Origin of the sequence: Kribbella pittospori (assembly GCF_004331465.1) — a bacterium.
GTDB classification, from domain to species: Bacteria; Actinomycetota; Actinomycetes; order Propionibacteriales; family Kribbellaceae; genus Kribbella; species Kribbella pittospori.
Window position 1 is genome coordinate 393,629 of record NZ_SJKB01000010.1, and the last position, 20,788, is coordinate 414,416.

General features: G+C 67.5%; 23 protein-coding genes and 2 pseudogenes. 15 read left to right on the top strand and 10 right to left on the bottom strand.

Annotated features, from left to right (window positions below; genetic code table 11):
* The first annotated feature begins 29 nt into the window (after positions 1-29).
* On the top strand, positions 30-899 hold the full coding sequence (locus E0H73_RS30725; protein WP_131362083.1) for an alpha/beta fold hydrolase: 870 nt from the start codon (positions 30-32) through the stop codon (positions 897-899).
* Between the two features lie 111 nt (positions 900-1,010).
* Positions 1,011-1,580, top strand: a complete 570-nt coding sequence (locus E0H73_RS30730) for a dihydrofolate reductase family protein (RefSeq protein WP_131362084.1) — start codon at positions 1,011-1,013, stop codon at positions 1,578-1,580.
* A gap of 20 nt (positions 1,581-1,600) precedes the next feature.
* On the opposite strand, the gene E0H73_RS30735 is transcribed toward E0H73_RS30730, so the two are convergent.
* From E0H73_RS30735 to E0H73_RS30750, 4 genes and pseudogenes are all read right to left on the bottom strand, one after another.
* Complete coding sequence (locus tag E0H73_RS30735; RefSeq protein ID WP_131362085.1) at positions 1,601-2,431, bottom strand: oxidoreductase; 831 nt, start codon at positions 2,429-2,431, stop codon at positions 1,601-1,603.
* A gap of 28 nt (positions 2,432-2,459) precedes the next feature.
* Positions 2,460-3,196: pseudogene (locus tag E0H73_RS48255) on the bottom strand (aldo/keto reductase).
* Positions 3,197-3,200: 4 nt separating this feature from the next.
* Positions 3,201-3,602, bottom strand: a complete 402-nt coding sequence (locus E0H73_RS30745) for a (R)-mandelonitrile lyase (RefSeq protein ID WP_131362087.1) — start codon at positions 3,600-3,602, stop codon at positions 3,201-3,203.
* On the bottom strand, positions 3,586-4,479 hold the full coding sequence (locus E0H73_RS30750) for a helix-turn-helix transcriptional regulator (protein ID WP_131362089.1): 894 nt from the start codon (positions 4,477-4,479) through the stop codon (positions 3,586-3,588). Before E0H73_RS30750 ends, E0H73_RS30745 begins: the two co-directional genes overlap by 17 nt.
* Positions 4,480-4,640: 161 nt before the next feature.
* Here E0H73_RS30750 and E0H73_RS30755 point away from each other — a divergent pair, with 161 nt between their 5' ends.
* From E0H73_RS30755 to E0H73_RS30780, 6 genes are all read left to right on the top strand, one after another.
* Complete coding sequence (locus tag E0H73_RS30755) at positions 4,641-5,660, top strand: zinc-dependent alcohol dehydrogenase family protein (protein ID WP_131362091.1); 1,020 nt, start codon at positions 4,641-4,643, stop codon at positions 5,658-5,660.
* Between the two features lie 14 nt (positions 5,661-5,674).
* Positions 5,675-6,898, top strand: coding sequence for a multidrug effflux MFS transporter (locus E0H73_RS30760; RefSeq protein WP_131362093.1), 1,224 nt, complete (start codon positions 5,675-5,677; stop codon positions 6,896-6,898).
* An 84-nt stretch (positions 6,899-6,982) separates the two neighbouring features.
* On the top strand, positions 6,983-7,414 hold the full coding sequence (locus E0H73_RS30765) for a hypothetical protein (RefSeq protein WP_131362095.1): 432 nt from the start codon (positions 6,983-6,985) through the stop codon (positions 7,412-7,414).
* Complete coding sequence (locus E0H73_RS30770; protein WP_131362097.1) at positions 7,411-8,640, top strand: NRAMP family divalent metal transporter; 1,230 nt, start codon at positions 7,411-7,413, stop codon at positions 8,638-8,640. Before E0H73_RS30765 ends, E0H73_RS30770 begins: the two co-directional genes overlap by 4 nt.
* The gene (locus E0H73_RS30775) at positions 8,637-8,936 is read left to right on the top strand and encodes a hypothetical protein (RefSeq protein WP_131362099.1); all 300 of its coding nucleotides are present in this window, start codon (positions 8,637-8,639) and stop codon (positions 8,934-8,936) included. The genes E0H73_RS30770 and E0H73_RS30775 overlap by 4 nt, the downstream gene beginning before the upstream one ends.
* Positions 8,923-9,264 carry a PRC-barrel domain containing protein gene (locus tag E0H73_RS30780; RefSeq protein WP_131362101.1) on the top strand — a complete coding sequence of 114 codons (342 nt, stop codon included), beginning with the start codon at positions 8,923-8,925 and terminating at the stop codon, positions 9,262-9,264. Before E0H73_RS30775 ends, E0H73_RS30780 begins: the two co-directional genes overlap by 14 nt.
* Positions 9,265-9,500: 236 nt before the next feature.
* Here E0H73_RS30780 and E0H73_RS30785 read toward each other — a convergent pair whose 3' ends face one another.
* The 5 genes and pseudogenes from E0H73_RS30785 to E0H73_RS30805 form a co-directional block, all read right to left on the bottom strand.
* A complete protein-coding gene (locus E0H73_RS30785; protein WP_131362103.1) occupies positions 9,501-10,058 on the bottom strand; it encodes a hemerythrin domain-containing protein in 558 nt (185 codons plus the stop codon).
* Positions 10,059-10,312: 254 nt separating this feature from the next.
* Positions 10,313-10,933 (bottom strand): flavodoxin family protein, encoded by a 621-nt coding sequence (locus E0H73_RS30790; protein WP_131362105.1) that lies wholly within the window; start codon positions 10,931-10,933, stop codon positions 10,313-10,315.
* A 122-nt stretch (positions 10,934-11,055) separates the two neighbouring features.
* Positions 11,056-12,055 (bottom strand): annotated as a pseudogene (ligD, locus tag E0H73_RS48260) (non-homologous end-joining DNA ligase).
* Complete coding sequence (ligD, locus tag E0H73_RS30800; RefSeq protein WP_131362108.1) at positions 11,962-12,948, bottom strand: non-homologous end-joining DNA ligase; 987 nt, start codon at positions 12,946-12,948, stop codon at positions 11,962-11,964. The pseudogene ligD (E0H73_RS48260) and the gene ligD (E0H73_RS30800) overlap by 94 nt, the downstream one beginning before the upstream one ends.
* Positions 12,949-12,975: 27 nt before the next feature.
* On the bottom strand, positions 12,976-13,410 hold the full coding sequence (locus E0H73_RS30805) for an SRPBCC family protein (protein WP_131362110.1): 435 nt from the start codon (positions 13,408-13,410) through the stop codon (positions 12,976-12,978).
* A 135-nt stretch (positions 13,411-13,545) separates the two neighbouring features.
* Here E0H73_RS30805 and E0H73_RS30810 point away from each other — a divergent pair, with 135 nt between their 5' ends.
* From E0H73_RS30810 to E0H73_RS30840, 7 genes are all read left to right on the top strand, one after another.
* A complete protein-coding gene (locus E0H73_RS30810) occupies positions 13,546-14,724 on the top strand; it encodes a zinc-dependent alcohol dehydrogenase (protein WP_131362112.1) in 1,179 nt (392 codons plus the stop codon).
* Positions 14,725-14,791: 67 nt separating this feature from the next.
* Positions 14,792-17,242, top strand: a complete 2,451-nt coding sequence (locus tag E0H73_RS30815) for a molybdopterin oxidoreductase family protein (protein ID WP_131362114.1) — start codon at positions 14,792-14,794, stop codon at positions 17,240-17,242.
* A complete protein-coding gene (locus E0H73_RS30820) occupies positions 17,239-17,703 on the top strand; it encodes a hypothetical protein (RefSeq protein WP_131362116.1) in 465 nt (154 codons plus the stop codon). The genes E0H73_RS30815 and E0H73_RS30820 overlap by 4 nt, the downstream gene beginning before the upstream one ends.
* Before the next feature lie 180 nt (positions 17,704-17,883).
* Entirely contained in the window at positions 17,884-18,666 is a 783-nt protein-coding gene (locus E0H73_RS30825; protein ID WP_131362118.1) for a sigma-70 family RNA polymerase sigma factor, read from the top strand.
* Between the two features lie 103 nt (positions 18,667-18,769).
* Positions 18,770-19,264: a hypothetical protein gene (locus E0H73_RS30830; protein ID WP_131362120.1), complete on the top strand. Its 495-nt coding sequence runs from the start codon at positions 18,770-18,772 to the stop codon at positions 19,262-19,264.
* Between the two features lies 1 nt (position 19,265).
* The gene (locus E0H73_RS30835; RefSeq protein WP_131362122.1) at positions 19,266-19,724 is read left to right on the top strand and encodes a phage holin family protein; all 459 of its coding nucleotides are present in this window, start codon (positions 19,266-19,268) and stop codon (positions 19,722-19,724) included.
* Positions 19,700-20,314, top strand: a complete 615-nt coding sequence (locus E0H73_RS30840; protein ID WP_131362124.1) for a DUF3618 domain-containing protein — start codon at positions 19,700-19,702, stop codon at positions 20,312-20,314. Before E0H73_RS30835 ends, E0H73_RS30840 begins: the two co-directional genes overlap by 25 nt.
* A 166-nt stretch (positions 20,315-20,480) precedes the next feature.
* Here E0H73_RS30840 and E0H73_RS46080 read toward each other — a convergent pair whose 3' ends face one another.
* Complete coding sequence (locus tag E0H73_RS46080; protein WP_165555890.1) at positions 20,481-20,648, bottom strand: hypothetical protein; 168 nt, start codon at positions 20,646-20,648, stop codon at positions 20,481-20,483.
* Positions 20,649-20,788 lie beyond the last annotated feature (140 nt).

Consider the following 20,788-nt stretch of genomic DNA (forward strand, 5'->3'; position numbering starts at 1 on the left):
TCGAATACCACTGTGGAGGTTGGAAATACATGGTCACCGTCTTTCACCGCACCGCGACAATTCAGGAGCATCAGGTGTTCTACCGCGAAGCCGGGCCCGTCGACGCTCCGGCGATCGTGCTCCTGCACGGATACCCGGCGAGCTCGTACATGTTCCGGAACCTGATCCCGAAGCTCGCCGACTCGTATCACGTGATCGCGCCGGACCTGCTCGGATTCGGGCTCTCGGACGCGCCCGCGGTTGCCGAGTTCCCGTACACCTTCGACGCGCTGGCCGATGTTGTGCACGGACTGCTTGAGCAGCTCGATATCACGCAGTACGCGATCTATGTGCAGGACTACGGCGCACCGACCGGCTGGCGGCTCGCACTGCGCGACCCGGATGCGGTGACCGCGATCGTCACGCAGAGCGGCAACGGGTACGACGAGGGCTTCGTCGAAGAGTTCTGGGCGCCCATCTGGGAGTACAACCGCGACAAGACAGCCGAGAACGCCGCAAAGCTGAACCCGAGCGACCCGGTTGAGGCGGTGAAATGGCAGTACGTCACAGGCGTTGACGACTCCGAAGTCGTCGATCCTGAAGCATGGCTACACGACGCCGCGCTCCTCGCCCGGCCCGGGAACGACGAGATCCAGCTCGCGATCATCGGTGACTATGCGAGCAACCCGCCGATGTACGCCGCTCTTCACGACCTGCTGCGGGAACGTCAGCTGCCCGTGCTTGCCGTGTGGGGCAAGGGTGATCCGATCTTCGGCCCGGCCGGAGCCGAGGGCTTCGCGCGCGACACAGAGCTCGCCGAGATCCACCTCCTCGACGGCGGCCACTTCCTGCTCGAAAGCGCCCTCGACGAGGTGGCCGGCCTGATGCTCGACTTCCTCACCCGCACGATCGGCCGCTGACGGTCGCTCGAGCGGTCTCACTGAAGATCGGGCGGGATGTCGAGATCCGTGTGGTGGCTCCGTTTCAGGTGTAGATGCGGCCAGAGTGGCCGCACGTGCCGGAGGACAGTCATGCGGAAGCTTGTAGTTCAGCAGTGGGTCACGGTCGACAACATCGCGGCGGAGGAGGACGGTGGGCTCAGCTTCGTGTCGGGGGAGCCGTTCGACGACTCGGTGACCGACAACCCGTTCCAGAACAGCCTGATGGGTTTCATCGACTCGGTCGACACGATGATTCTCGGCGCCAACACCTACAACCAAACCAAGGACTATTGGCCGCACGCCGAGGACCAGGGTGAGTACGGCCGGAAGCTGAACAGCCTGACCAAGTTCGTTGCCTCGTCGTCGCTGGATGACGCGCCGTGGGGCGACTTCCCGGCCGCGACCGTGACACGCGACCCGGTCGCCACCATCCGGGAGCTCAAGGACCAGAGCGGCAAGGACATCTGGCTGTGGGGCAGCTTGAAACTCATGCGCTCCCTACTAGATGCCGGCGCCGTCGACGAGATCCGGATGCTGGTCTGCCCGTCGACCCGCGGCAAGGGAACCCACCTCTTCGAAGACCGACAGAACCTCAAGGCGGTCGAGGCCACCGCCTTCGACAACGGCGTCGTACTCCTGCGATACGAGCTCAAGAACTAGACGGATGGTGGACTCTGAAGTCAGGTGTCGAAGTCCGTGCTGCGGCTGAGGGGTTCCCAGGTGTCGGCCTCGGAGCGGAGAGCGTCGAGGGCGGCGCGGAAGCCGTCGGAAGTGTCGTTGCCGAGCAGCAGCATGTACGGCGGGGAGTCGGACTCGACGGCCTGGATCAAAGCGATCGCGGCCTTGGCCGGGTCGCCCGGCTGCTTCCCGTGCCCGGTGTCGTGGTCCTTGCGACGCTTGCCGGCGGTGTCGGCGTAGTCGGCGATGGGGTTGGCGGCCTGGGTGAGCGAGCGGCCGGCGAAGTCGGTGCGGAAGCGGCCTGGCTCGACGACCATGGCGGTGATGCCGAGCGGCGCGACCTCCTTGCGCAGCGACAACGTGAGCGCCTCGATCGCGGCCTTGACGGCCGAGTAGTAGCCGGAGCCTTCGGGGCAGATCCGCGCGCCGATGGAGGACAGGTTCACGATCGTGCCGGTACGGCGGGCGCGCATGCCGGGCAGGACAGCCTTGATCGTGCGGACGGTGCCGAAGACGTGGGTGTCGAAGAGTTGGTGGACCGCGTCGTCTTCGCCTTCTTCGACGGCGGCGCGGTAGCCGTAGCCGGCATTGTTGACGAGTACGTCGACCGCGCCGAAGCGTTCCTCGGCCGCACCGACAGCTGCGGTGACTTGCGCGTCGTTGGCGACGTCGAGCGGAAGAGCCAGTGCCGTGTCGGGATACTTGTCGGCCAGATCCTGCACCTTCGCGACGTCGCGCGCGGTGACAACGACGTTGTACCCGCGACCGAGCACCGCCTCAGCGAACGCGCGGCCAAGGCCGGTGGAGCAACCGGTGATGAACCAGGTGGTCATGTCGTTCCTTTCTGGAACCTGTTTGGCGTCACTCGATTCGGCGGCTGCCGAGGGAGGTGGCCATGGCGGGGTCGCGGTGGTCGAAGAAGAGGCTGGCGCCGGTGTCGAGGCTCGCGATCTGCTGGAGCTGGTCGTCGGTGACGGTGAAGTCGAAGATGTCGAGGTTCTCGGCCATCCGGTCCGGGCGGACGGACTTGGGGATGACGACGACGTCTCGCTGGACGAGCCAGCGCAGTACGACCTGGGCGACCGACTTGCTGTGGGCCTCCGCGATCGCGGTGAGCACGGGATCCGTGAACAGGTTGTTGCGGCCTTCGGCGAACGGTCCCAGGACTCGATCTGTACGCCGCGTTCGCGCATCAGCTCCTGATCGGCGACGCGCTGGTGGAACGGGTGGGTCTCGATCTGGTTGACCGCCGGGGTGATCTCGTTGTGGTCGATGAGATCGACGAGCCGGTCGGGGTGGAAATTCGAGACCCCGATCGCCCGGCTGCGGCCCTCGATGTGGAGCTTCTGCATGGCCCGCCACTCGCTGTAGTAGTCGCCGAGCGGCTGGTGGATGAGGAGCAGGTCGAGGTACTCCAGGCCCAGGCGGCGGCCTGGGTCTGGTCTTCGGGGATCTGGAAGACACCAAATCCGACGATCGGCATCGTGACGCCGTTGTTCAACGTGACGGTCTGCATGAGTCCAGCGAACACCCGTCCCTGTCACAGTGGGAGTCCCCGGCGTAACAGGTACCAGCAGACCCTCCCAGCCCAGCCGCACCGGGTCAGTGAGTGGCTGAGTATTCCTCGTCGGTGACTGGTTCGAGCCAGTGGACGACGGCGTGGTCGGTGTCGGCTTCGTTGAGGGCGAGGTGGACCATGAGGCGGTTGGGGGCGGCGCCGTGCCAGTGTTCTTCGTCGGCTTCGAACAGGACTCGGTCGCCGGGGCGGATGGTCTCGACGGGTCCGCCGCGGCGTTGGCAGAGGCCGACGCCTTCGGTGACGAAGACGGTTTGGCTGAGTGGGTGGCGGTGCCAGTGGGTGCGGGCGCCGGGCATGAAGTGGACGAGGTTCGCGGTGAGGCGTGAGGGTGGCGGGGCTGCGGCGACGGCGTCGATGTAGACGTCGCCGGTGAACCAGTCGGCGGGGCCCTTGCCGGTGTCGAGGGAGCTACGGGTGATCTGCATGGGTTCCTTCGGTCGGGATGTCGCTCGGCGCTGCCCAGGAGGCGAGAAGCTGGAGTCGCTCGGCGGATGGCGAACCGGGTTCGGCTGTGTACACGAGGAGCACCAGCCCGGGCTCGGCGGTGACGGCCAGTTCCTCGTAGGCGAGGGTGAGTTCGCCGACGACGGGGTGATGGAAACGCTTGGTGCCGGTGCCGTGGGTGCGGACGTTGTGGTCGGCCCACAGGCGGCGGAAGACCTCGCTGCGGGTGGACAGTTCGCCGACCAGGTCCTGCAGGCCGCGGTCGTGCGGGTCGCGGCCGGCCTCGGCGCGCATGATGCCGACACACATCTGAGCGAAGAGGTCCCAGTCGGGGTAGAACTCGCGCGCGACGGGATCGAGGAACTGGAAGCGGGCCAGGTTCGGCGTACGGCCGCCGTCGCCGATGACCGGGGAGTAGAAGGCGCGCCCGAGGGCGTTGGTGGCGAGCAGATTCTGGTGCGGGTCGCGGACGAACGCGACGCCGTCGGTGATCGCGTCGAGTGCCCACTGCAGGCTGAGCCGCGACGCCGCTGCCCTGCTCGGCGTACGGCGGCGGGAGCGGCCCGAGGTCGGGATCCCGTCGGCGGCGCGGGCCAGGTCGAGGAGGTGGGCTCGTTCGGTGTCGTCGAGTTGCAGCGCTCGGGCGAGTGCGTCGAGCACGCTCGCGGAGGCGCCGGCGATCTGGCCGCGTTCGAGCCGGGCGTAGTACTCGACGCTGAGCCCGGCCAGCGACGCGACCTCGCTGCGGCGCAGGCCGGGGACGCGTCGAGGACCGGTGGTCGGGAGTCCGGCCTGGTCCGGTGTGAGACGGGCGCGGCGAGTCGTGAGGAACTCGCGCACCTCCTGTCGGTTGTCCACGACTACGACAGTAACCGCCCGGAGGCGGTACGCCGGGGTCCGAAGGGTGCCCTGCGAGTACACCCATCGACAGTGACTTCCACGGTGCCGCCCGGCCCCGTTCACTCGAGCATGGGCCCCGTTTCAGCGGGGTCGACAGCACCTCAAGGAGGAAGCGCGCGATGCGCCAGGTAGTCATGCACAGTCCGGGCAACGTCCAGGTCGAGGACCGCAAGGACCCGAAGATCCTCGAGCCGACCGACGCGATCATCCGTCTGTCGGCGACCTGCATCTGCGGCAGCGACCTGTGGCCGTACCGCGGCGTCGAACCGGTCGACCACCAGGTGATGGGCCACGAGTACGTCGGTGTCGTCGAGGAAGTGGGCTCCGCCGTACGCACCATCAAGGTCGGTGACTTCGTCGTCGGCTCGTTCTGGGCCTCCGACAACACGTGTGAGATCTGCCGGGCCGGCTACCAGGCGTACTGCGTGCACCGGGTTCTGATGGGCACGATCGGTACCCAGTCCGAACGGGCGCGCATCCCGCTGGCCGCCGGCACCCTGGTCGCCACCCCGAGGATGCCCGAGCCTGACCTGATCCCGTCGCTGATGGCGGCTTCCGACGTACTCGGCACTGGCTGGTTCGCCGCTGTTGCTGCCGAGGCCGGGCCGGGCAAGACGGTCGCGGTCGTGGGCGATGGCGCTGTTGGTCTGCTTGGGATCCTTGCCGCCAAGCAGTTGGGGGCCGAGCGGATCATCACCTTCAGCCGGCACGCCGATCGGCAGGCGCTGGCTCGTGAGTTCGGTGCCACCGACATCATTGAAGAGCGCGGCGAAGCCGGTGTGGCGCGGGTCAAGGAGTTGACCGGCGGACTCGGAGCCCACTCGGTGATCGAGGCGGTCGGCACGCAGGAAGCCATCATGCAGGCCATCCACTCCACCCGGCCGGGCGGCCATGTGGGCTTCGTTGGGGTGGCCCACGATGTCGCGATTCGCGGTGACGAGCTGTTCATGGCCGGCGTCCACCTCCACGGTGGTCCCGCGCCGGTGCGTCAGTACCTGCCCGAGCTGATCCAGCTCATCTGGGACCGCAAGATCAACCCAGGCAAGGTCTTCGACCTCATGCTGCCCCTCGACCGAGCCGCCGAGGGCTACCAAGCCATGGACAAACGCACCGCCACCAAAGTCCTTCTCACCGTCTGACCCAGTGAGGACCGATGAAGGCTGTCCGTCGTACCGTCACGCCCCGGTTGACTGCTGGGCTGGTCGGGACAGTGGTGTTCCTGACGGCGATCGCGCCGCTGGCGACCGATATGTACGTCCCGGCGTTTCCGCAGGTTGCCGGGGAGCTGTCCACCACCGCGACGCAGGTGCAGCTGACGCTGACGACTTTCTTCGTCGGCATGGCGCTCGGCCAGCTGATCGGTGGACCGGTGTCGGACCAACGCGGCAGGCGGATCCCGTTGCTCGCGGCACTCGTAGTCATGACCGCGGCCTCGATCGGGTGCGCGCTCGCACCGACGATCGGGGTGATGACCGTTGCCCGGCTCGTGCAGGGCTTCGCCGGTGGCTGGGCGATGGTGATCGGCCGGTCGATCATCGTCGACCTGGCCCGGGACGCTCAACTCGTCCGGGTGCTGAACCTCATCGCCGCCGTCGGCGGCCTCGCACCCATCGTCGGTCCGCTCCTCGGCGGGCTCATCCTGCAACTGTCGCACTGGCGGGTCTCGTTCTGGCTCGTCGCGGTGCTCGGTCTCGCGATGACCTTGTCGGTCCTGGTCGCCGTACCTGAATCGCTCGCACGTGAAAGCCGTCACGCCGGCGGGCTGCGCAACTTTGTTGCCGCCGGCCGCACCGTCCTGCGCAACCGGGAGTACGTCGGCTACCTGGTGGTCGCCGGCGCCGCGATGGGTGCCCTCTTCGCGTACGTCGCCACCTCCGCGTTCGTCCTGCAGACGATGAACGGTCTCTCGCCGATCGCCTACTCGATCGACTTCGCGGCCAACGCCGCTGGGATGACGGTGGCCGCGCTGGTTGCGGCCCGGCTGGCTGGGCGAGTTGCTACCCGCAAACTGATCCTGACCGGGCAGATCGCCGCCTTGGCCGCGGGCCTTGCGATGCTGGTCGGTGCGCTGTGGCTCGGCACGCCACTGCTGCTCGCGATCGTGTGCTTCTTCGTCCTGATGACCGCTCAAGGCCTGATGATCCCCAACGGCGGCGCCCTCGCATCCGCCGCCGTACCCGAACACCCCGGCACCGGATCAGCCCTCCAGGGCTTCGTCCAATGGGTCGCCGCCGGGACCATCGCTCCCATCGCCGGACTCGGCGGCCAACACACCGCCGTACCAATGGCCACCCTGGTGACCGCCGGCGCCGCCGTCTCCATGATCGGACTCCTGGTCCTGGCCAAGCCCAGCACTGGCCACCGGAGGTTGCCTTGAGCCACTGGATCCGCGGTCAACGGGTTCAGGGCTGGGTACTGGGGGTGCATGGGTGCCTCCCGCGGGGTTGATTTGGCTCGGGCAATGCGAGGGTGGGCGGCTTGCGGGCTGCTCTCAGGGCTTCTGCTGAGCGGCTGTGGCAATGCCGATCAGAAGCTGACTGATGCAGCGGCCCAGTCAGCCCGGGAAGCGGAGTCCGAGGTCAACACGACTCGCCTCGTCGTCGAGCAGTTGCAGGCGCGTCATCTGTGGCAGCGTACGGCGGAGGTCATGGTCGCCGACGCGGAGAAGTCCGTGGCGAAGGCGGTCAGTTCGTTCGACGGTCAGCAGCCGACGACGGTCGAGTCACGGCGGATGTACGAGCAGGTCGGTGAGGCTCTCGACAACGCTCAGAAGGCAGTGACGGCGACCCGAATTGCCTTGGACAACGACGATCTCCCGGCGGCCTTCCGGCAGGTCGACGTACTGGGTCGATCGGCGGACGAACTGGATCGGATCGGGGAGCTGGCCAAGTGAAGAAATTCCTCGGCGTCACCCTCGGGATCCTCACCGCGATCGGTGGATTCGTCGACATCGGTGACCTGGTCACGAACGCCCTGGTCGGCGCCCGATTCGGGATGCGGATGGCCTGGGTCGTCGTGGTGGGTGTGATCGGGATCTGTTTGTACGCCGAGATGTCGGGCCGCGTGGTCGCGTTGTCCGGGCGGCCCGTGTTCGATCTGATCCGGGAACGGCTGGGTCGGCGGACGGGGCTGGTCACCCTGATCGCGTCGTTCCTGGTCACCCTGCTGACCTTGATCGCGGAGATCGGCGGTGTCGCGCTGGCCTTCGAGCTGGCGAGCGGTGTGAACTACCTGCTGTGGATGCCGTTGGTCGCGCTGGCGGTCTGGCTGGTGATCTGGCGGGTGAAGTTCTCCCGGCTGGAACAGGTGTTCGGTCTGCTCGGGCTGCTGCTGATCGTGTTCGCGGTGGCGTTGTTCAAACTCGGGCCGGACTGGGGACAGTTGGTGCATCAGGCGACGAATCCGCATCCGGTTGGGCATGAGAGCTGGGCGACGTACACGTACTACGCGATCGCGCTGTTCGGTGCCGCGATGACGCCGTACGAGGTGTTCTTCTTCTCCTCGGGCGGGGTCGAGGAGAAGTGGAGCCGGCGCGATCTGGTCACGGCGCGCACCAATGTGTTCGTCGGGTTTCCGCTCGGTGGGTTGTTGTCGCTGGCAATCGCCGGGTGTGCGGCGGTGCTGTTTCTCCCGGCCGGGATCCAGGTGGGCACGCTCGGACAGGTGACGCTGCCGGTGGCTGTTGCCTTCGGCAAGATAGGACTCGCGATCGTGCTGATCGGGGTGTTCGCGGCAACGTTCGGCGCGGCCTTGGAGACGGTGTTGTCGTGCGGGTACACGATTGCGCAGTACCGCGGCTGGCAATGGGGCAAGTTCGTCCGGCCGCGGGAGGCGTCGCGGTTCCACGTGACCATGATCGTCTGCCTGGCGATCGCAGTTCTGACGTTGCTGACGGCAGTGGATCCGGTGAAGGTGACGGAGTACTCGGTGGTGTTCGCTGCGATGGCTCTGCCCTTGACCTACTTGCCGATCCTGATCGTCGCGAACGACCCGGACTACGTCGGTCGGCACACGAACGGGCGGGTGCTGAACTTCTTCGGGCTGATCTATCTCGGCCTGCTGGTGGTCGCCTCGGTGGCCGCCATTCCTTTGATGATCGTGACGAGAGCGGGGCAATGACCATGTCCGGACGCGTGCTGCACGCCCAGCTGCATCTGCTCGACCGGCAGTTGATCGACCAGGCCGACGGTTACCTGCTCGGCAAGGTGGACGACGTCGAGCTCGACCTGGACAGCGATCCGCCGGTGGTGTCCGCGCTGTTCTCGGGACGGGAACGGATACCGGCCCAGCAGATCGCCGAGATCGACACCGCGGTGAAGATCGTCAACCAGGGTTTGGATCTCGAGCACCACGACGACTGGACCGAGCAGCACATCATCGACAAGATCCCAGGAGCCGGCGATGCGACTGAATGATCTGCTCGGCCGGCGCGTGGTCGACGGCACCGGTACGGCGATCGGCGGGGTCGCCGACGTACGCCTGGTCCAGGACGGACCGGTGCTGGCGTCGATGCAGAGTGCGTTGCGGGTGGACGGTCTGATCGTGGTCGAGCACCACACCACGAGACTGTTCGGGTACGAGCGTCACGTCGGGCCGGCGTTGTTGCGCTGGCTGGTCCACCGCCGCCTCGGCGAGGTCTGGTACCTGCCCTGGGACGAGGTCGACCACCTCACCGACGGCACCGTGACCACCAGCACCCACCGCGCCAACCTGAAACGCCATGCGGAAATGGCTCGATACTGACTTAAGCGATTCCTGGACGGTTGTTGGCTGAGTGCGCTGCTGAGGGACACGTACACGACGCAGGACGGGCGGGCGGTCAGCATGCAGGAGCTCGCTGTCTACCGGATCGAGGGCGGCCGCATCGCCCAAGTCTGGGGCGACCTGGAACAGGACCGGCTGACAACGTAGGGCAGCAGGTCGCGAGGCTTGCTCCAGGCCCAGCGGGGTGTGCGACCGCCCGCAACGAGGGTCGTGGTTCAGCGTTCGGCCTCGCGTTGGACTTTTTGCTGCAGTTTGTCCTTGCTCAGGCCCGACGTACCGGGGATGTCGGCGTTCCTGGCCTGCTGGGCCAGTTGGTCGCGGGTCATGTCACCGGGCTGTTCGCCGAGGTGCTGCTTGCGGCTGGCAACGAATGCCTCGCCGAGCTGGGTACGGCGTTCGTCCGACAGGTTGGCGCGCATCCCCGGCAGGACCTTGGTCTCTTCCTCGTCGACGTGGTGTGAGACCGCGTCGATCAGGTTCTGCAGCACCGTGTCGAACTGGGCGGACTCCGGATCTGTCTCGGCGAGTTTCGCCAGCAGCTGGTCGGCCTCGATGTGCTCCTGCTGGCTGTGCGAGACCTCCTCCTTCTCGCCGGCCTCCTCCGCTGCGACCGGGTACACCTCGGCCTCCTCGGCCCGGCTGTGCGCGGTCAGCAGGGTGGTGAGCACCGGCAACAGGTTCGCACGCTTCTCCGGGTTGTCCTTCAGTTCGTCGAAGAGGCGCTCGACCTCCCGGTGGTCCTGCATGATCAGATCAACAACATCCGCTGCCATCACTGTGTCCCTTCTCCTGATGTGGGTCCCGCGCCGGTACCCACATCCATGCGGACATGCATGAGCGGTGATCGGGCGGGAACCGGGCGGGCATGGCTACCGCGAGGCCCAGAAGCGAGGGATCCCTGGTCGCTCGAAGATGGGTCGCGACGAACTCGAACGCGCCCTACGCAACTGATACGCGGCTCGCAGCTGGCGGAAACCGAACAAACCGGCCCGCTTGCTCCCGTGCCCAACAGCTCTTCTCAGCTCCGTCAGGTCGCTGGATACCGGTGGTCGCGGAGGAGGCGAGCCAGGTGAGCGGCGTTCGCGGCGGCGGTCTTGGTAGTTGTGCCGGTGGTATCCGGTTTCGGACCGGCGTCGTTGTAGTCCACCGAGCCCATCGCCTCGCCGACCCAGTACGACGCGCCGGCCGCCGGTACTGTGAAGCCGACATCGTTGAGCGCCTGGAAAAGCTCCGCGCACACGTGGTGCGCACCGTCCTCGTTGCCGACCACGCCGACCAGCGCGACCTTGCCGTACACGAGCGGCCGGCCATCGCCATCCTTCTCGGACAGCTCGGCGTCGAGACGTTCCAGCACCAGCTTGCAGACGCTGGCGGGTTGCCCCATCCAGATCGGCGTGGTGAGGATCAGGATGTCGGCGTCGAGCATTCGCTGCCGCAGTTGCGGCCATTCGTCGCCGTCACCTTCGTCGGTGCTCACTCCGAACCGGATGTCGTGGTCCACCACCCGGACGACATCTCGGTCGCCGTCGTACTTGACATCGTGGTCGGTCAAGGCGGTCAGCAGTTCGCGTCCGATCAGCTCCGCGCTCGACGGAGCCGGCGACTTCTTCAGCGAACAGGTCAAGGCGAGAGCCCGCAACGCGGTCATTGAATCCCCTTCTCACACGGCGTCAGTCAGGGCGTACAGAGCGGTCAGTGCGACCATCCGGCTGTTGCCCACGCAGGTTGGTACCCAGCGTCACACTCGGACATGTACGCCGTCAGCCGTTGCTACCCCTCGGTGAGTAGTGGGGCGAGGCGGCGTTGGGCGCGGGTCAGGGAGCGGCCTCGGTGGCGGGTTCGGCGCCAGGGGTCGCCGTCGGTTTCGAGTCGGGCCGGCGTCGTGCGGAGCGTGAATCGCTCGGCGCGCAACCGGCGATCGTCGAGCTCGCTCCAGTCCAGCGGCGTGGCGACGGGAGCCTTGGGCAGAGCACGCACAGCATACGGAGGTACGGCGGTCTGGCCGTACGCGTTACGCATGACATCGAGGTACAGCCGCCCGCCGCGGGCGTTCTTGCGTTGCTCGATGGTGTAGCGCTCGGGCTCGCGGTTGACGAGCACCTGCGCGACGTCGCGGGCAAAGTCCCGCACCTGGTCGAAGTCCGCCGTACGGTCCAGTGCGACGTGCACGTGCAGTCCTTTGCCGCCCGTGGTCTTGACCAGTGCGGGGAGACCGAGCTCGTCCAGCAGGTCGTGGAGCTGACGCGCAGCGTCGCAGGCGGCGGCGAACTCGCCGTCCAGCGGATCGAGATCGAAGATTGTGCAGACGGTCGGCGCGAGCCAACCAGGCGTGCGGAGTGATGCACGCCTGGTTGGCCAGGTAAACGAGGGTGGCGGTGTTGCCGGCCATCACGTGTTCGACGCTGCCGCTGCCGTCGACGGTCTTCACCGACACCGTCTCGACCCACTCCGGGAAGTGCTGTGGCGCGTGCTGGTGAAAGACCCGGCCTGCGCCGATGCCGTCGGGGAAGCGCTCGAGAGCCAGCGGGCGTCCCCTGAGGTACGCCGCCATCCGCGCGCCGACAGCCTCGTAGTAGCCGATCAGATCGCCCTTGGTCAGATTGTCGTCGGGGAAGAGCACCTTGCCGGTTCTGCTGAGCTTGACGGTGCGTCGTCCGATCCGGATGTGGTCGGTGCTCATCGCGCACGCTCCCGTACGACGTCGCGCGGCGACTTGTCGTCGCGCAGTCCCCGGAACCGTGGATGGCGCAGTTGCCCGTCCCGGGTCCATTCGGTGAAACCGACCTGCGCGACGAGTTCGGGCTCCACCCAGTGCACGCCGGCCCGCGGCAGCTTCCCGTGCGCGAAGGCGGGTTCAGTCCGCTCGGACCGGGCCAGCCGATCGCCCAGCTGCTCGAGCGTGTGGTCGTCGTACCCGGTGCCGACCTTCCCGGCGTACCGCAGCTCGCCGTTGTCGTAGTAGCCGATCAGCAGCGCGCCGAAGCCGACGCGGCTTCCCTTCGGATCGGTGTAGCCGCCGATCACGAACTCCTGCTCGTTGACACACTTGAACTTGAGCCAATCCGGCGACCGGCCGTGCACGTACGGCGAGTCGGCGCGCTTGGCGATGACACCTTCCCACCCCCGGCCACACGCCTGTTGCCAGTAGTCCACGCCGGCACCGATCCGATGCGTGGTGAACCGCAGCGGATCGCGGAAGGTCAGCATCCGGCGCAGCACCGACTTGCGATGACGCAGCTCGAGTGCGGTGAGGTCGTGACCGTCAAGGTGCGGTACGTCGAACAGGTAGAGGAACACTCGTACGCCGGTACGGCGCGCGGCCTCGGGATCGCTGACCTGCAGGCGCCGCTGGAGCTTGGCGAAACTGGTGTTGTTGCCGTCGAAGGCGACGATCTCGCCGTCCGCGATGAAGTCGTCGCCCGGCTGCGCGTCCAGCGCTTCGACGAGTTCCGGATAGTGACCGTTGAGGTCGTGATGATTGCGCGAGAAGAGCCGGACACGGTTCTTTCGACGGAAGATCAGGCAGCGCACCCCGTCGAGCTTGCGCTCGAAGAGCCAGTCCGGGTCCGAGAAGCGGTCCTCGGTCAGGGTCGCCAGCATCGGAGTCATCCACTCGGGCTGTGCGGCCTTGCGGAGCTTGCCCTGGGCCTCGACCGGAATCATCTCGACCAAACTCCCCACTGCTCTGCCTCAACTGCGCTTCTCGGCGAGTAGGGCGAGTCGGCGGAGGGTTTCGTGGTTGCGGAGGCGGAGGACTGGGTCGACCAGCGGGTGGGGGATGAGCGCGAGGGGGCCGCTGACGGCGCGTTCTCGCATCAGGAGGTGACAGTCGCCGTCGCGGTCGGTGAGCACGAACTCGACGATGCCGGCACCGGTGGGCCACGCGCGGACCTTCAGTTGGAGCAAGCGGTTCGGTTCGTACTGCTCGACCGTCGTGGTGTCGTTCAGCACCAGCGGCCAGATGCCGACCGAATGGTGGATGCTGTGGCCGGGCTGCGGCCAGCCGGCGTCGACGTCGCGGACCCGGGATGCGCCGACAACCCAGGCGGCGTACGTCCACCCGTCGGTCAGGATCGCGAAAACGTCCGGCGCCGAGGCGTGGATCAGGCAGGTGGTCTCGGTCATACCGCTGTCCGTCATGGACCCCCAGTACCCGCCGATCGGATTCAGCACCACACTGGCCGGCCGTTCGGGGGAGATCTTCGTTTGGCTCGGGGTACCGGCGCCTGAGCGCGCGATCGAGACCAATCGAGGAGAGCTGTGAAGGCACTGACCTGGCAGGGCAAGCGGAAGATCGAGTACGGCGACGTGCCGGACCCGCGGATCGAGGAACCGACCGATGCGGTGATCAGGGTGACGTCGACCGGGATCTGCGGGTCCGACCTGCACCTGTACGAGGTGATGGCGCCGTTCCTGGACGCCGGTGACGTGCTCGGTCACGAAGCGATCGGGGTCGTGGAGGAGGCGGGATCGGAGGTGAGCGGTCTCGCGCCGGGGGATCGCGTGGTGGTGCCGTTCCAGATCGCTTGCGGTTCGTGCTTCATGTGTGACCAGGGACTGCAGACGCAGTGCGAGACCACGCAGGTCCGCGACCAGGGGATGGGTGCCGCACTGTTCGGCTACACGAAGCTGTACGGACAGGTCCCCGGCGGTCAGGCGGAGTACTTGCGGGTCCCGCAGGCGCAGTACGGGCCGATCAAGGTGCCCGACGGGCCGCCCGATGATCGATTCGTCTACCTCTCGGACGTCCTGCCGACCGCCTGGCAGGCCGTGGAGTACGCCGGCATCCCGCCGGGCGGGACCGTGGCCGTCCTCGGGCTCGGCCCGATCGGTGACATGGCCGCACGGGTCGCCCTGCACCGCGGTCATCGCGTCATCGGGGTCGATCTGGTCGCCGAACGTCTGGAACGGGCGCGGCTGCGTGGTGTCGAGGTGCTCGAGTACGGCGACGACGTCGCCGAGGCGGTGCGCAACCTGACCGACGGGCGTGGCCCGGACTCGGTGATCGATGCCGTCGGCATGGAAGCGCACGGGTCACCGGTAGCAGCCGTCGGGCAGAAGATCGCGGGCGTTCTGCCGGATGTGCTGCAGCGCAAGGTCATGCAGACCGCCGGCATCGACCGGCTGGCAGCCCTCTATCTCGCCGTCGACATCGTGCGGCGCGGCGGCACGATCTCGCTGATCGGCGTCTATGGCGGGATGGCCGATCCGCTGCCCCTGCTGACGATCTTCGACAAGCAGATCCAGTTGCGGATGGGCCAGGCGAACGTCCGCCGCTGGGCCGACCAGATCCTTCCGCTGCTCGGCGATGACGACCCACTGGGCGTCGACGGCTTCGCCACTCACCACCTGCCTTTGCTCGAAGGTCCCACGGCGTACGAGATGTTCCAGCAGAAGCGCGACGGAGCCATCAAGATCCTGCTGAAACCAGGCACCTGAGCAGTCACCGAACCGGGTGGCGTCGCTGGTTGGGTTTTGCACCTAAGTGTGCGGGTACCCGCTCAGCATGGGGACCATTGATCGGATCGCCGAGCCGTGGGGGACACGGACGCCGTACGCCCGGGGTGCATCCTGGCCGGTCCGGGTCGACACCCGGCTCGACGAGGGCCTGAGTGAGGCCGATGTCGACACCTGGGTGCAGTCGGCGACGACCCTGCATTCGAACGGCGATGCGCTGGACATCGCGGTCAAGGACGGCCGGATCGTTGGGGTCCGGGGTCGCGCGGTGGACCGGGTGAACCACGGACGGCTGGGGCCCAAGGACCTGTACGGGTACCAGGCGAACAACTCGCCCGACCGGCTCACCGTCCCGCTGATCCGGCGCGACGGCAAGCTCGTCGAGACCGACTGGGACACCGCGATGACGGCGGTCGCCGGGCGCACGAAGGAACTGCTCGCCGAGCGTGGACCGAGTTCGATCGGCTTCTACACGACCGGGCAACTGTTCCTGGAGGAGTACTACACGCTCGCGCTGATCGGCCACGGCGGCATCGGCACCAACCACCTGGACGGCAACACCCGGCTGTGTACGGCGACCGCCGCGGCGGCGTTGAAGGAGTCGTTCGCCAGCGACGGCCAGCCCGGGTCCTACACCGACATCGACGAGGCCGACGTCATCGCACTGTACGGCCACAACGTCGCCGAGACACAGTCCGTCCTGTGGAGCCGCATCCTGGACCGCTTGGCCGGGCCGAACCCGCCGAAGCTCATCTGTGTCGACCCGCGCCGTACGCCGGTCGCGGCCGCCGCAACCGTGCATCTCGCGCCGAAGCCAGGTACGAACGTCGCGCTGATGAATGCCCTGCTGCACGAGATCATCGCCAACGACTGGGTGGATCACGAGTACGTCGACGCGCACACGGTCGGGTTCGACGAGTTGGACAAGCAGGTCGCGGACTGCGATCCGGAGTGGGCCGCCGGGATCTGCGACGTACCGGTCGAGGACCTCCGCGCCGCGGCCCGGATCCTTGGCGAGGCCGAGCGGCTCGTGTCCACCGTCCTGCAGGGGTTCTACCAGTCACATCAGGCGACCGCGGCCGCCGTACAGGTCAACAACGTCCATCTGATCCGGGGCATGCTCGGCGAGCCGGGCTGCGGGATCCTGCAGATGAACGGGCAGCCGACCGCACAGAACACCCGCGAGTGCGGCGCCGACGGTGACCTGCCGGGCTTCCGCAACTGGGCCAACGACCAGCACATCGAGGACCTGGCTCGGGTCTGGAACGTCGAGCCGACGCAGATCCCGCACTACTCCGAGCCGACACACCTGATGCAGATGATGCGGTACGTCGAGGACGGCTCGATCCGGTTCCTCTATGTCAGCGGGACCAACCCGGCCGTCTCCCTTCCGGAGCTGGGCCGGATCCGCGAGATCCTCGCGCAGGAACGGCTCTTCCTCGTCGTGCAGGACATCTTCCTGTCCGAGACCGCTCAGCTCGCCGACGTCGTCCTTCCGGCCGCGACCTGGGGTGAGAAGACGGGCACGTTCACGAATGCGGACCGGACCGTGCATCTGTCGGAGAAGGCGGTGGACCCGCCCGGTCAGGCACGGCCCGACCTGGATATCTTCATCGACTACGCGCAACGGCTTGGTCTGTCGGACAAGGACGGCGAACCATTGGTGAAGTGGTCGGATCCCGAAGGGGCGTTCGAGGGCTGGAAGGCGTGCAGTGCGGGCCGGCCCTGCGACTACAGCGGACTGACCTATGACAAGCTTCGTGGCGGAAGCGGGATCCAGTGGCCGTGCAACGAGAAGCATCCGGCCGGGACCGAGCGCATCTACCGCAACGGTGAGTTCTGGAGCTCACCGGAGTACTGCGAGAGCTATGGCAAGGATCTGGTCACGGGCGCGCCGCTGGAGCCGGTGGAGTACAAGGCCATGAATCCGGACGGACGGGCCGTGATCAAGGCGGCCGAGTACGTGCCGCCGCACGAGCCGCCGACGGACGAATACCCGTATCTACTGACGACCGGGCGGACGCTCTACCACTTCCACACCCGGACCAAGACCGGGCGCGTTCCCCAGTTGCAGAACGCCGCGCCGGACGTGTGGGTCGAGATGTCGGCGTACGACGCCGAGCGGCACGGCTGGGGTGAGGGTGATCTGCTGCGGGTGTCGACGACGCGGGGCAACGTCGAGGCGCGGCTCCGGGTGAGCGGCATCCGGCGATCGACCCTGTTCCTGCCGTTCCACTACGGGTATTGGGACGCTCCCGGCGGTCATGCTCCGGCCGGTGGCGTGGGCCGTGCGGCCAACGAGTTGACCATCACGGACTGGGATCCGTCCTCGAAGCAGCCGCTGTTCAAGTCGGCGGCGGCCCGCGTCGAGCGGATCAGTGTCGCGGACGGGCCTTCGCCGGCGCCGACGACGACGGGCTCCAAGCCGGTCGCCTCCGGTGTCGCTCCGGACACGCGCGGCGGGGCAGCGGCAGCGGTCCTGGAGGAGGTCGTCCGATGAAGAACAAGGTGGGCCTGGCGCTCGCGGAACTGCACCGGGCCGAGAACGATCTGGCCGCCGGACTTCTGCAGATCTCCGACCGGCACAAGGCCGATCACGACATCTTCTACCTCGGCCGGGACCTGGCCACCTGGTCCCAGGAGCATGTCCGGCGGCTGGCGGAGTACGGCAAGGCGTACGACCTCGACCTCGATCCCACAACGGTCCGCAAGACCGGCGCCGAGCCTTCGGGCGGCTCCCATGATCCGGCCTTGCTGCTCCTCAAGGACCTCCGAGCGATCCACTGCCAGGCCGCCGGTGTCTCGCTGGACTGGGAGATCCTCGCCCAAACCGCACAGGCCCTCAAAGACACCGACCTGCTCGCACTGGCCCAGTCATGCCATCCACAGACCCTGCGTCAACTCCGCTGGACCAACGCCACCCTGAAGACCAACGCCCCCCAAATCATGGTGACGCCCTGACGCCGTCGATGAACGTCGGTCCGCGAACGGGGCACTCCAGGACATCTCTCAACCTTGAGCATCCGTGCCCTGGTCCGATGGGGGTTACCGCGTGGGTACCGCGCCCGTAGGAGCCTGAGGCACAGCTCGCCACGGTCAGATATCGGCCATCTGCGGCGATGGCGTCTCAGGTCGATCGCGATGACTGGTCGTGCTGTGTCTACATCGTCGGTGTCCTGTGAAGACCACCACGCACTGACGGAAACCCTGCTCCGCAAGGCCGCCGAACACACCGGTGCCTGCCGCGAGGAGCTGCTGAGAGAGGCGATCGTGCAAGGCGCCGCGATGGCGAGGTCGCTGGCGCTGCGCTACGACGGCCGTGGCGTGGATCGCGAAGAGTTGTTCCAGGTCGCGTACGTCGGTCTGGTCAAGGCCGCGCAAGGGTACCGGCCCGGCCCGGACACCGACTTCCGTTCGTACGCCTTCCCGACGATCCGGGGCGAGATCAAACGGCACTTCCGGGACAACGCGTGGGCCGTGCGCCCGCCGCGCCGGATCCAGAATCTGCAGGCGTCGATCAATGCCGTCGAAGGTGAGCTGGCCGCGCAGCTGCACCGCTGGCCGACCGACCAGGAGCTGGCCGACCGGATCGGCGTACCGGTCGAGGAGATCAGAGACGCTCAGCGTGCCGTCGGCTGCTTCCATCCGGCGTCGCTGGATGCGTCGTTGTGGATCGACTCCTCGGTGTCGCTCGGGAGCACTGTGCCGGACCGGGCCGACACCTTCGAGCTGGTCAACCAGCTCGAGACACTGAGGCCGGCCGTGGCGAACCTGGGTGAACGGGACAAGTTGATTCTGCGGCGGCGGATGGTCGATCACTGGAGCCAGGCCGAGATCGCCGCCGAGATCGGAGTCAGCCAGATGCAGGTCTCGAGACTGCTCAGCCGCATCATGGGCGTCCTCCGCTCCGCCCTCGCCGCCTGAGGCCCGGTGATCGCGGGCCACGGGACGAAGGAGTAGCCGGTCCGAAGGTTTGTTGGAGCCGTGGAGGGTTACCCAAGCGGCCGGAACAGAAGGGAGGCGTCAGATGACGTCCACCACCAATCAGTCGATAGGCCAGAGTGCAAGCGAAGAGGCGGATCGGGTCCGGGGCACGGCGGCCGATGCCGCCCGCGACGTGGTCGGAACCGCCAAGGAACAGGTGTCAGGGGTCGCCTCGGACGTCCAGCAGGAGACCCATCGGCTGCTGTCGCAGACGCGCGACCAGGTCGGGCAACAGGCCGGGCAGCAACGCGACCAGGCGGTGATCGGACTTCGTTCGCTGGGCGAGGAGTTGCGCTCGATGGCCGAGCACGGCTCGGGCCTGGGTGCGCAACTGGCGCGGCAGGGAGCAGCCTGGTCCGATCGCGCTGTCGATTACCTGGACGGTCGCGAGTTGAGCGAGATCCTCGACGACGTTCGCACCGTGGCCAGACGGCGGCCGGGAAGGTTCCTCCTCGGCGCCGCCGCGGCCGGAATCGTCGCGGGCCGCCTGACCCGCGCCACTGCCGCCGGCGAGCCGACCCCAGGCGTGGAGCGGTGAGATGAGCGGTCCGTACACCGCAGACAACGAACGAGGCACGCCGTATTCCGCCGGTATGTCGGCCGCCGGCAGTCCGGCGTACGACGACGCGTCGCTCGGCGAACTGGTGTCCCGGTTGACCGGTGACTTCGGGACGTTGACGCGCCAGGAGCTCGCGCTGGCGAAGGCGGAGCTCCGGGAGGAGGCCAAGCAGGCGGGCAAGGGCGCCGGGATGCTGGGCGGCGCCGCGTTCGCCGGCTGGATGCTGGCGTTGTTCGTCTCGCTCACGGTCATGTGGGCGCTCGGTGAGGCGATGGACCTGGTCTGGGCCGCCCTGATCGTGGCGGCGATCTGGGCCGTGGTGGCCGCCGTACTCGCGGTGTCCGGACGGAAGGCGCTCCGCGACGTGACGCCCGTGCCAGAGCAGACGGTGGAGACTTTGAAGGAGGATGCGCAATGGCTGAAGACCCGCAAGCACTGAGACGAGACATCGAGGAAACCAGGCGTCAGCTGACCGGCGACGTCGACGCCCTGGCGGACAAGGTCAGTCCGCGACAGATCGTTCATCGGCGCACGGACGCGGCACGCAACCGTCTGTCGATGATGCGGCATCGGGTGATGGGGACGTCCGATCACGCGAAGCATGCCGCCGAATCCAGCGCGCACGAGGCGGTCTCCTCGGTGCAGGAGGTCGGCAGCAGGATCGGGGATGCCGTCGGTTCGGCGCCGGCCGAGGCGAAGGAGCGGACCCGCGGTGCCCCGCTCGCGGCCGGCATGGTCGCGTTCGCGGCCGGATGGGTGATCGCGGCCGCCCTGCCGCCGACGGTCAAGGAACGGGAGCTGGCGGCCAGGGCGAAGGAGACCGCGGCCGAACCGCTCAAGGATCGCGCCGGTGAGGTGGCTCAGGACCTGAAGGAGAATCTCCGCGAGCCGGCCCAGAAAGCCGTCGACCACGTCAGGCAGTCGGCGACCGAAGCAACAGAACAGGTCAAGGACGAGACCCGCTCGGCCACCGCAGATGTCAAGGACCAGACCCAGCACTCGGCCGATTCAGTTCGTCAGCAGACCTGAGCCTTCGAACAGACCGTCGTCAGAGCGGCCGGCGAGGTCGCGCTCGATCTCGCCGGCCACCTGGCCATGCCCCGCATCGCGAACCAGAGCCAGCGTCACCTCGCCACCGCGGCCCGGGCCGAGCAAGGCAGTGTCATCACTCAGCCTCCCTGCGGGCGTGGTCGGTTCAGCTGTGGCGGCGGTTCTGTCCGGCCTGGCGGATCTCGTCGGTGCGGGCGCCGAGCTCCGAGATCCGTTCGGCCAGACCCGGGTGGTCTTTCGAGAGCTGCGTGCCGGCCTCCGCGAGCGGTGCCAGCAACGCAGCCGAGTCGCTGTCGCCCAGCGCGGTGTGCACCTGGTCGACGCTGACCGCGGCCTGGCACGCTTCAGGGGAGGGGGCGGCCGCCGGTGGCGCCGATGCGTTCGCCGGTGATGTAGGTCGAGTCGTCGGAGGCGAGGAAGACGTACGCCGGGGCGAGCTCGGCGGGCTGGCCG

Bases quoted from the DNA above. Each gene is read 5' to 3' on its own strand.
- E0H73_RS30725 (WP_131362083.1), top strand. From the start codon at position 30: ATGGTCACCGTCTTTCACCGCACCGCGACAATTCAGGAGCATCAGGTG.
- E0H73_RS30730 (WP_131362084.1), top strand. From the start codon at position 1,011: ATGCGGAAGCTTGTAGTTCAGCAGTGGGTCACGGTCGACAACATCGCG.
- E0H73_RS30735 (WP_131362085.1), bottom strand. From the start codon at position 2,431: ATGACCACCTGGTTCATCACCGGTTGCTCCACCGGCCTTGGCCGCGCG.
- E0H73_RS30745 (WP_131362087.1), bottom strand. From the start codon at position 3,602: ATGCAGATCACCCGTAGCTCCCTCGACACCGGCAAGGGCCCCGCCGAC.
- E0H73_RS30755 (WP_131362091.1), top strand. From the start codon at position 4,641: ATGCGCCAGGTAGTCATGCACAGTCCGGGCAACGTCCAGGTCGAGGAC.
- E0H73_RS30760 (WP_131362093.1), top strand. From the start codon at position 5,675: ATGAAGGCTGTCCGTCGTACCGTCACGCCCCGGTTGACTGCTGGGCTG.
- E0H73_RS30765 (WP_131362095.1), top strand. From the start codon at position 6,983: ATGCGAGGGTGGGCGGCTTGCGGGCTGCTCTCAGGGCTTCTGCTGAGC.
- E0H73_RS30775 (WP_131362099.1), top strand. From the start codon at position 8,637: ATGACCATGTCCGGACGCGTGCTGCACGCCCAGCTGCATCTGCTCGAC.
- E0H73_RS30780 (WP_131362101.1), top strand. From the start codon at position 8,923: ATGCGACTGAATGATCTGCTCGGCCGGCGCGTGGTCGACGGCACCGGT.
- E0H73_RS30785 (WP_131362103.1), bottom strand. From the start codon at position 10,058: ATGGCAGCGGATGTTGTTGATCTGATCATGCAGGACCACCGGGAGGTC.
- E0H73_RS30790 (WP_131362105.1), bottom strand. From the start codon at position 10,933: ATGACCGCGTTGCGGGCTCTCGCCTTGACCTGTTCGCTGAAGAAGTCG.
- ligD (WP_131362108.1), bottom strand. From the start codon at position 12,948: ATGATTCCGGTCGAGGCCCAGGGCAAGCTCCGCAAGGCCGCACAGCCC.
- E0H73_RS30805 (WP_131362110.1), bottom strand. From the start codon at position 13,410: ATGACCGAGACCACCTGCCTGATCCACGCCTCGGCGCCGGACGTTTTC.
- E0H73_RS30815 (WP_131362114.1), top strand. From the start codon at position 14,792: ATGGGGACCATTGATCGGATCGCCGAGCCGTGGGGGACACGGACGCCG.
- E0H73_RS30820 (WP_131362116.1), top strand. From the start codon at position 17,239: ATGAAGAACAAGGTGGGCCTGGCGCTCGCGGAACTGCACCGGGCCGAG.
- E0H73_RS30825 (WP_131362118.1), top strand. From the start codon at position 17,884: ATGACTGGTCGTGCTGTGTCTACATCGTCGGTGTCCTGTGAAGACCAC.
- E0H73_RS30830 (WP_131362120.1), top strand. From the start codon at position 18,770: ATGACGTCCACCACCAATCAGTCGATAGGCCAGAGTGCAAGCGAAGAG.
- E0H73_RS30835 (WP_131362122.1), top strand. From the start codon at position 19,266: ATGAGCGGTCCGTACACCGCAGACAACGAACGAGGCACGCCGTATTCC.
- E0H73_RS30840 (WP_131362124.1), top strand. From the start codon at position 19,700: ATGGCTGAAGACCCGCAAGCACTGAGACGAGACATCGAGGAAACCAGG.